Genomic DNA, 7738 nt, shown 5'->3' with positions numbered 1-7738 from the left:
TGCCCTGGGCGGCGGTGAGGTGGCCGGCGGAGCGCGGTGCGGAGGCGCGGCCGGGCCCCGGGACACGGGGTGCCGGGACCGGGGCGCGCGGCTGCTCGGCGCCACCGCCCGGCGGGGCGGCGCCGCTCGTGGTGTCGGCCATGACTGGAGCCTCGCCCGCCGGACCCGTGCGCGGCCATGGGCAGAAATGCCTCCCTGCGCCGAATTCCTGCCAGGTCTGCGCCCGCGACCCCGCGCCGCCGGGCGTTCCGCGACCGGTCGCGCGGGGCGTACGACCCGTCAGCGGGCCCGGGTCACCGCCAGGTGCGTACGGCGGTGGCGCGGCGACTCCGCCTCGTCCAGCAGCGCGACCGCGAAGTCCGGGTACGAGATGCGCTCCCGCGGGTCGCCGTGGGGGTGCACGCGGTAGCCGCCGTCCGTACGGCCGGCAAGTGGGGGTACCCCCGCCAGTAAGGGCGTAGCCGGTGGGGGAGGTCGAAGTCGCCGGCGGGGCTGACGTAGAGCCAGTCCAGCTCCGGGGGCGCGGCGCGGAGGATGTCCAGCCCGGCCGCGTGCGCCGCGCAGAAGGGGCGGAATGTCTGCGCTCTGATCCTGACCCGCGGCGAAGCCTCCCACATGACCCTGACCTGCGACTTCCTGTTGGCATGCGTTGGCTCCCGACGGCCGTTTGCGGGTGTCCTGCGGACTGGCTGCGGACTGGCCGGGGGCTCCGAGGCGGTGAAACCCCTGGCACCCCGGCGGGGGCTGCAGGAGACTGCGCAGGAGAGCGACTCCTACCCCTGCCCCTGCTGCGGGCACAGCGTGCTGGACGAGGTGTCCGGCTCGGACGAGATCTGCTCCGCCTGCTTCTGGGAGGACGACGGGTCCAGTTCCGCTGGCCCACCATGGTCGGGCGGGGCGAACAAGGTCTCCGTGATCGAGGCCCAGCGCAACTACCAGGACTTCGGCGCCTGCGACGAGCACAGCCGCCGGTTTGTCCGCCCGCCTGCTGAGAACGAGCCGCTCGACCCCGCCTGGCGCCCCATCGATCCGACCCGGGACCCTTCGAGGACTGGGCGGCCGAGGAGCGCGCCCATGGCTCCACGACCACACAGTACTCTGCTGGTGGCTCTCCACCTTCTGGCGCCGGGACCGACTCCCCTCTGTAGCATCATCTGACCAGGCGTTAGCAGCCCACCGAGACTGGGAGATCGGACGAGGGATGACGAGCACGCCGAAACCAGCGCAGCCGATCAGCCCAGCCGCCTACGGAGCCCTGGCCGGCGCGCTTAAGTCGATCTTCTGGTACAAGCGTGACCTCGAACGATTCATCCGCTTGTGGGCCACGGACCACCCTTCACTGCTGGCCCGCATGGACTTCAGCGGCTACAAATGGGCCACCGCAGATGAGTTCGTGGACCGGTTGATGGCAAATGAGCGCCAATACCGCGACCTTTCATTTCGGATGATGGCGGAGGTTTCTCAACTGGCGAGCTTCCCTGCACTGAAACGGCACGAGAGCGCCGAATCGCTGATCGCCGAAGCAAGGGAAGCAGTCGACCATCTCAGGGGGCTGGTGGACTGCCAGCGCGTTGTCCACGAGCAACAGTCGCAGTTCGATGAAGAGCTTCTCACGTACCGCGCTGTAGTGGAGGCCCAGCATGGCTTTGAAGCTAAGCTTGCCGCTCTCAAAGAACGCTTCCTCGGGCTGGAGCGCATGGATAATCGCCAGAAGGCAGGCAGGTTCTTCGAGCCATTCCTGAATGACGTCTTCAGGCTGTTCGACATGGAACCGCGCTTGTCATACAGCCTGGAGTACGAGCAAATCGACGGCTCGCTCACCTTCGACACGGACGACTACATCGTTGAAGCCAAGTGGTGGCAGGAGGCGATCCAGCCCCACCACCTCTACAGCTTCAATGAAAAGGTGAGGCGGAAGGGGAAAAATTCGCTTGGAATCTTTATCAGCGTAAATGGATTCACTAGCGGAGCCCGAGAAGCCTACAGAGAGAGTACGCCGTTCCTGACGATGGAGGGGCTCGATTTCTTCTACGTTCTCGACGGGCGCCTCACGCTCGACGAACTTTTGCGACGCAAGAAGCGCCACGCCAATGAGACCGGAAGTTGCTACTTTCCAGCCACGATGTTCCCGGGCGAATAGCCGAAACAGCCCGTCGCCGTCAATCCGGAGTCGACGGAATGCCCTGCAACCAAACTCAGGGTGCGCAACTAACGCCACCCTTTAAGTGACACCTGAGAACTACCGTGCAGGTACTGATGGAGAGCACTGGCAGTTGTTTCGACAAAGGCGTCGGGGATGGCGTTGGCATCGACCCAGCGGACCTGGGAATGCTTGCGAGGTTCGCGGTTTTCGGGTTCGCCAGTCCATTCGTGGGCGGCGAAGACGACGGTAAGGAAGCCGTTGGGGGCTTCGACGCCCCAGGCGCCGTGGATGATGTGGGCGACCTTGAGGGACTCGGGCTTCACGGTGAGGCCGGTCTCCTCGTAGAGCTCGCGGACCGCGGTTTCGGTGATGGGCTCGCCCGGCTCGCTCTTGCCGACGGGGAGGTCCCACATTCCCTGGGCGAACTTCGCGTTCTCGCTGCGTTGGAGAAGAACCACGCGGTTGGCGGCCTCGTCGTGGACGATGACGGCGGCGACCAGCAGGGTCATGGATTCGAGCGCCGGCTTCAGGGCCATGGGCTGGTCGTCGGTCTGCTGTGTCACGGTCTTCCCTTCGTCGGGCGGGTTGTTGGGCATGTTAGGCGAGGGCCTCGCGGGCACGGCGAGCAAGATCGGCGGCGCCGGGTACCTTGCGCCTCTGGTAGATCGCCAGGGTGGAACGGATCGAGGTGATCGCCTTGTGCGTCCGGTCGGAGGTCATGCCCTCCATGAGGACGAGGGCCTTGGTCCAGGCGGCGACGGCCTCATCGGCGCGGGCCTGGGCGGCGAGGCTGTCGCCAAGGTCGGCGTGGGTGAGGGCGTGGACGCGCTTGTACTTCACAGGGTCCCAGCGGGTGAGGGCGTCCCGGTGCTGCTGCTCGGTGCCAACGTGGTCTGCGAGGTCGGTCAGGGTGCGGGCGGTGTGGCTGGCTACGGTGCCGGCGGCGGGGCCGCTTACGCGGGAGTAGCTGGGTTGGGGGCCGTCGTCCCGTAGGAGGGCGTCCTCGGCGGCGAGTAGGGCGCGCGCGGCCAAAGGGTTCTCGTTGACCACGGCGTAGGCGCGGGCGTGCGTGATGTGGAGGAGCGCCTCGGTCTGCCCGTCGACGTGGCCGAGACCTGTGCGGAGGGCGCTTTCGACGAGGTCGACGCAGTGGTGGGGCTCCTTGAGGCTCAGGGCTTGGTGGGCGAGGGCGCGCATCATCCAGGCGGCGTGGCCGTGGGGGTCGGCTTCGCAGGCGAGTTTGTAGCCGACCTGGTAGTAGCGCTGGGCGGCGCCTTCCTGGCCGAGGTCGTGGTGCTTCCACCCTGCGAGGTAGGTGAGTTCGGCGACGGCGCCGAAGGCGGCCCGGCGTGAAGCTTCGCTGGGGAAGCGTCCGCGCAGCATGGGGGCAGCTGTGTCGGCGAGGTACGCGGTGACGGTGGTCAGTCCATGCCCGCCGCCGAGGCGCTCGTCGGCGGCGCTGAAGGCCGCCGTGATCTGCCGTACGACGTCCACGTCCTCCGTGCCGACCAGGGACGTGCCGGTGCGGGCTCGGAGCATGCGGGTGGTGGCTTCGTGGTCGTATCCGAGCGGCATGGCGACGCCGGCGGTGGTGAAGGCTGCGATGGCGAGGAAGCGGCGGCGCTCGACGTCGGCGCGGCCCAGGTCGGTGGCGGTGAGGACAGGGTCGGATTCCGCCGGCTCTTCGTCACCACCGGCCTGGAGGTCGATCTCGGTCTGGGTGACCGTGCGCCCCGCTCGGCGGGACAGCGCCTCGGCCAGGAACTGCCCTACCCGGCCGGACGGGGCGCGGGTTCCGTTCACCCAGTGCGAGACGGCCGACTTGTTGGTCTGGAGGATCTCGCCGTTCTCGGCGGCGATGCGCCGCACGTCTCTGGCCAGGGCCTCGTACGTGCAGCCGACCGCCTTGATGACTTCACGCAGACGGGAGTTGGCTTCTCTCTGCGCCGCCACGATCGCCTCCGCCCTGGAGCTGTAAACCGCGTATACCGCTTCAACTGCCTTCCACCGTACCCACTCAGCGTGACCACCGGTTCACTTATCAGTAGCCGCCCGGAACGGCGCGATAGTGATCCAGGCTCCCCCTGGTCCGGGCGGCACCCCGAAGTTCCGTACGCCCACACCAGGCTCGGGCATTCCTGTGCCCGAACCTGGCCGATCAGAGACGGAGACACGGTGACCACCATCGAGACCACGGCCATCACGGTCGAGCTGCCCGAGGCGTTCGACCCGCGCTGGAGCCGCCTGCCCGGCATCCAGGTCGACGGCCGGCGCACCATCATCGGCCCGGCCGAGTACTTCTTCCGCTTCGAGTCGAACACCTGGCTCGTCGCCGACTGGGAGCTGGTCAAGTCCCAGCTCCTCGGTGCGGACGAGACGACCGAGAGCGCGGTCGAGCAGCTCGCGCTCGACTTCATCAAGAACCACGGTGAGTCCACCTCCGACGCGGCCCGCGTCCTGGCCACCGCGTACGAGGTGTACGCGTACCTCTTCCGCGACGAGCACATGGCCAGCCTCGGCCTGCCGCAGATCACCGCCGATCATCTGCGGATGCTCCGCGAGGCGTCCACGCTCATGGCGCTCAACAAGGTCGAGCTCGACGGGCACATCTCCAACGTCGGCCCGTGCTGGTTCTTCCCCGCCGCCACCTCCGTCGTCTTCGACCTGGACGACGAGATGGGCGGGATGCTCGACGAGGTCTACCACGGCGGCTGGTTCAACGAGCACCGCCGCATCGAGTCCATCAAGGCCCACGCCGCCCTCGGCGGCCGGCTCGTGCACGGCTGCCAGTCCGTGCCGGACCAGTCCGGCGGCGTGGTCGCACCCTACGGTGCCTTGATGGCGAACTTCCGCGACGACCTCGCCGCGTTCAAGGCGGGCTGGATCGAGCAGGTCTACGCCCACCGCGTGAACCCCGCCGCATAACCACACCCGATCAGGCTCCGGGGCGGGCCGGCACCCCTCGCCCGCCCCGGACGCCACCACCTCTCCCCGGAGCCCTCACGTGACCACGAACCCCAGCGCCGGCCTCCTCGACAACCTGCTCACCGCGACCGGCCAGACCACCGCCGTACGGGAGGAGGTACGCGTGTGGTCCATGTCGGGAGTCGAGCGCGTCACCTTCCCCGACGGTGCCACCGCCATCTTCAAGTACGCCAAGAAGCCCTTCGACAGCGAGGACCAGGCCCTCCGCCTGGCCCACACCCTCGGCGTACCCGTCCCCCAGGTCCACGCCTCCGCCGTCCTGGACGGCTGGCTCGGCATGCTCATGGAGGACCTCGGATCGTCCGTCCGCGAGGCCGACGACCTCAACGGCGTCGCCGCAGCCGTGATCCTGCACGGTACCCGTACGGCTCCGCCCTTGCCCGTCCTCGACCAGGAGCGGCTGCGTTCGCTTCCGGCCCGGGCACTGGAGCACCTCGAACGGCTGCGCAAGGCCGAGCGGTGGCAGGACGCCGACGACGTTGAGGACGCGCTCGACCGTATCGCCCAGGCTGCCGAGGTCCGCTCGGCCGGGGCGATGACGGCGCCCTTCGGCTGGGTGCACTCCGAGTTCCACCCCACGAGCCTGCACATCGGCGAGCGAGGCTGGCGGCTGCTCGACTTCGCTCGTGCCTTCACCGGTCCCGGCCTGCTCGACCTCGCCAGCTGGCACGGCACCGTCGAGCCCCCGCACCCCGTGCGCCTGCGCGTCTTCCTGGAGCAGTACGTCACCGCCGGCGGCACCCCCGACGTCCTCGCGCCGCGCGGCGGGGCCACCGCCGAGAACTGGGCCCTGGGCTGGCACCGCATGTGGGCCGTCGAGTGGTTCATGGAACAGTCCATCCGCTGGATCAACGACCCGGCCACCGACCCCGCGTACATCAAGGCCGTCCGCCGACACCTCACCGATGTCCTCCACCTCCTGGAGATCTGACGTGCTCGCCCAGGCATCCCCCTGGCACGCCCACGCCGTCCAGCGCACCGCCGACGGACTCGCCGTACCTCTGGCCGTACCGGCCCGGATGGAATGGACCACGAGGCCGGGCCAAGGGCCCGGGGCCGAGATCCTTGGCCCCGACCTACGCGGCAAGCGGCTCCTGGAACTCGGCTGCGGCCCCGGCCACAACGCCGCCCACCTAGCCACCCGCCACGGCGCCCACGTCACCGGCGTCGACCTGGTCGGCCTCCAGGTCCGCCGCGCCCGCTCCCACTACGGACGGCTGAACAACCTCACCTTCGTCGCCGGCCACGCCCTGCACTACCTGCCCGCCTCCGACGAGCAGTTCGACGCGATCCTTTCCGTCTTCGGGGCCGTCGGGCTTGTCGCGCCCGCGCTCCTGTTCCCGGCCATCGCCCAGCGCCTCACGCCCGGCCGGGTGCTCGCCTTCTCCGTCCCCCACCCGCAGCGTGGCGGCCGAAGCCCCTCGGGCGACGACCGGCCTCGTCGCGACCACGTCACTCTTCCCGATCGCTCCCGCCTACCGATCGCCCGCTGGGAGTACGCCACGGATCGGTGGGAGAAGCACCTAAGCCAGGCGGGCTTCTGGCTCACCTCAGCCCAGGAGTTCCACGACCCGCGCATGGGCCACTGGCCCACCACCCTGCTGATCCGCGCCCGCAAGCTCTGACCAGTCATTCGCCCCGGCTTCCCTCGGAGGAACCGATGCGCCCGCCCTACCTGCTCCTCGACATCGACGGCGTCCTCATACCCTTCCCCGACGAGCACGGCTCGAGCCCAGCCACGCACGACCCTCACGATGTCGTCCCCGCCGGTTGCAGCGCCGACGACCCGGTCACCGTCTGGCTCAACCCCGACCATGGCCGCCTTCTCATGGATGTCATCCGCACCGGCTTGGTCACCCCGGCCTGGTGCACCAGTTGGCGCCAGGACGCCACCAACCTCATCGGCCCCCTTCTGGGCCTCCCGGCCCTGCCGTACGTTGATCTCCCGCGTCCGCAGATCACCACCAGCCACCCCAACGGCTACCTCTGGAAGCGCGACCACGTCGACGCATGGCTCGGCGACGCCCCCGCCGTCTGGATCGACGACGACCTCACCCCCCTCGACCACGCCTGGGCGGCGGAGCGCACCGCCCGCGGAACGGCGACTCTCTTCGTACAGCCCGAGCCACGCCTCGGGCTTCAGCCCGAGCACCTGACCGAGGCGACGAGGTGGGCCGCGCAGTTACCCACAGTCCGCGCCGCCTGACGACTGCTGCCCTCGCTGCCGTGAGCAGCGAGGGCAGCAGGGTGTGCCGTGTGGCCCGACTGCCTGGGTGCGGGTAGAAGTTGAGACTCAACTCAGGAGGGCTTGAGGATCAGAGACAGCCGCCCATTGCGCCGAGTGGTCAGGTGGATCGTCGCGTTCCAGCGACAGGAGTAAGGCAAGGTTCCGGCCCCGGCCTGGACACCGGCGACTGAGCCCGGTGGCGAGATCCGGGACGGGGCCTGGGTCGCCGAGATCGCAGGCGACTGCCTCAAGGGGTGGCCGAAGGGAATGCGGCTGATCGCGCGGAAGGAACGGCCCTATCCCGGCGCCCAGTTGCGGATCACCGACGCCGACGGACTGCGGCTGACCTGCTTCGCCACCAACACCACCGACATGCCGATCGC

At 69.0% G+C, this 7738-nt stretch carries 9 protein-coding genes and 1 pseudogene; 7 read left to right on the top strand and 3 right to left on the bottom strand.

Annotated features, from left to right (window positions below):
- Nucleotides 1-279: 279 nt before the first annotated feature.
- Nucleotides 280-402 (bottom strand): hypothetical protein, encoded by a 123-nt coding sequence (locus ACHZ99_RS33335; RefSeq protein WP_420308587.1) that lies wholly within the window; start codon nucleotides 400-402, stop codon nucleotides 280-282.
- Nucleotides 403-534: 132 nt separating this feature from the next.
- Here ACHZ99_RS33335 and ACHZ99_RS33330 point away from each other — a divergent pair, with 132 nt between their 5' ends.
- Nucleotides 535-1158 carry a CPCC family cysteine-rich protein gene (locus tag ACHZ99_RS33330; protein WP_420308586.1) on the top strand — a complete coding sequence of 208 codons (624 nt, stop codon included), beginning with the start codon at nucleotides 535-537 and terminating at the stop codon, nucleotides 1156-1158.
- A 43-nt stretch (nucleotides 1159-1201) separates the two neighbouring features.
- A complete protein-coding gene (locus ACHZ99_RS33325; RefSeq protein ID WP_420308585.1) occupies nucleotides 1202-2140 on the top strand; it encodes a restriction endonuclease in 939 nt (312 codons plus the stop codon).
- Between the two features lie 68 nt (nucleotides 2141-2208).
- Here ACHZ99_RS33325 and ACHZ99_RS33320 read toward each other — a convergent pair whose 3' ends face one another.
- Together ACHZ99_RS33320 and ACHZ99_RS33315 are read right to left on the bottom strand one after the other, a co-directional pair.
- On the bottom strand, nucleotides 2209-2739 hold the full coding sequence (locus tag ACHZ99_RS33320) for an NUDIX domain-containing protein (protein ID WP_420308584.1): 531 nt from the start codon (nucleotides 2737-2739) through the stop codon (nucleotides 2209-2211).
- 1 nt (nucleotide 2740) lies between these two features.
- On the bottom strand, nucleotides 2741-4096 hold the full coding sequence (locus ACHZ99_RS33315) for a helix-turn-helix domain-containing protein (protein ID WP_420308583.1): 1356 nt from the start codon (nucleotides 4094-4096) through the stop codon (nucleotides 2741-2743).
- Between the two features lie 222 nt (nucleotides 4097-4318).
- On the opposite strand from ACHZ99_RS33315, the gene ACHZ99_RS33310 reads away from it, so the two are divergent.
- From ACHZ99_RS33310 to ACHZ99_RS33290, 5 genes and pseudogenes are all read left to right on the top strand, one after another.
- Nucleotides 4319-5068 carry a hypothetical protein gene (locus tag ACHZ99_RS33310; protein WP_420308582.1) on the top strand — a complete coding sequence of 250 codons (750 nt, stop codon included), beginning with the start codon at nucleotides 4319-4321 and terminating at the stop codon, nucleotides 5066-5068.
- A gap of 79 nt (nucleotides 5069-5147) precedes the next feature.
- Nucleotides 5148-6059, top strand: coding sequence for an aminoglycoside phosphotransferase family protein (locus ACHZ99_RS33305; protein WP_420308581.1), 912 nt, complete (start codon nucleotides 5148-5150; stop codon nucleotides 6057-6059).
- 1 nt (nucleotide 6060) lies between these two features.
- The gene (locus tag ACHZ99_RS33300) at nucleotides 6061-6753 is read left to right on the top strand and encodes a class I SAM-dependent methyltransferase (RefSeq protein ID WP_420308580.1); all 693 of its coding nucleotides are present in this window, start codon (nucleotides 6061-6063) and stop codon (nucleotides 6751-6753) included.
- A 35-nt stretch (nucleotides 6754-6788) separates the two neighbouring features.
- Complete coding sequence (locus ACHZ99_RS33295; protein WP_420308579.1) at nucleotides 6789-7334, top strand: HAD domain-containing protein; 546 nt, start codon at nucleotides 6789-6791, stop codon at nucleotides 7332-7334.
- A 177-nt stretch (nucleotides 7335-7511) separates the two neighbouring features.
- Nucleotides 7512-7738 (top strand): annotated as a pseudogene (locus tag ACHZ99_RS33290) (IS1380 family transposase); the annotation flags it as partial.

It is taken from the genome of Streptomyces sp. MAR4 CNX-425 (assembly GCF_048656465.1).
Classification (GTDB): Bacteria; Actinomycetota; Actinomycetes; order Streptomycetales; family Streptomycetaceae; genus Streptomyces.
The sequence above is the reverse complement of the archived record's forward strand: the minus strand, read 5'-3'. Positions and strand labels throughout refer to the sequence as shown.

Coding starts and splice junctions, on each gene's coding strand:
- ACHZ99_RS33330 (WP_420308586.1), top strand. CDS start 535: ATGTCCAGCCCGGCCGCGTGCGCCGCGCAGAAGGGGCGGAATGTCTGC.
- ACHZ99_RS33325 (WP_420308585.1), top strand. CDS start 1,202: ATGACGAGCACGCCGAAACCAGCGCAGCCGATCAGCCCAGCCGCCTAC.
- ACHZ99_RS33320 (WP_420308584.1), bottom strand. CDS start 2,739: ATGCCCAACAACCCGCCCGACGAAGGGAAGACCGTGACACAGCAGACC.
- ACHZ99_RS33295 (WP_420308579.1), top strand. CDS start 6,789: ATGCGCCCGCCCTACCTGCTCCTCGACATCGACGGCGTCCTCATACCC.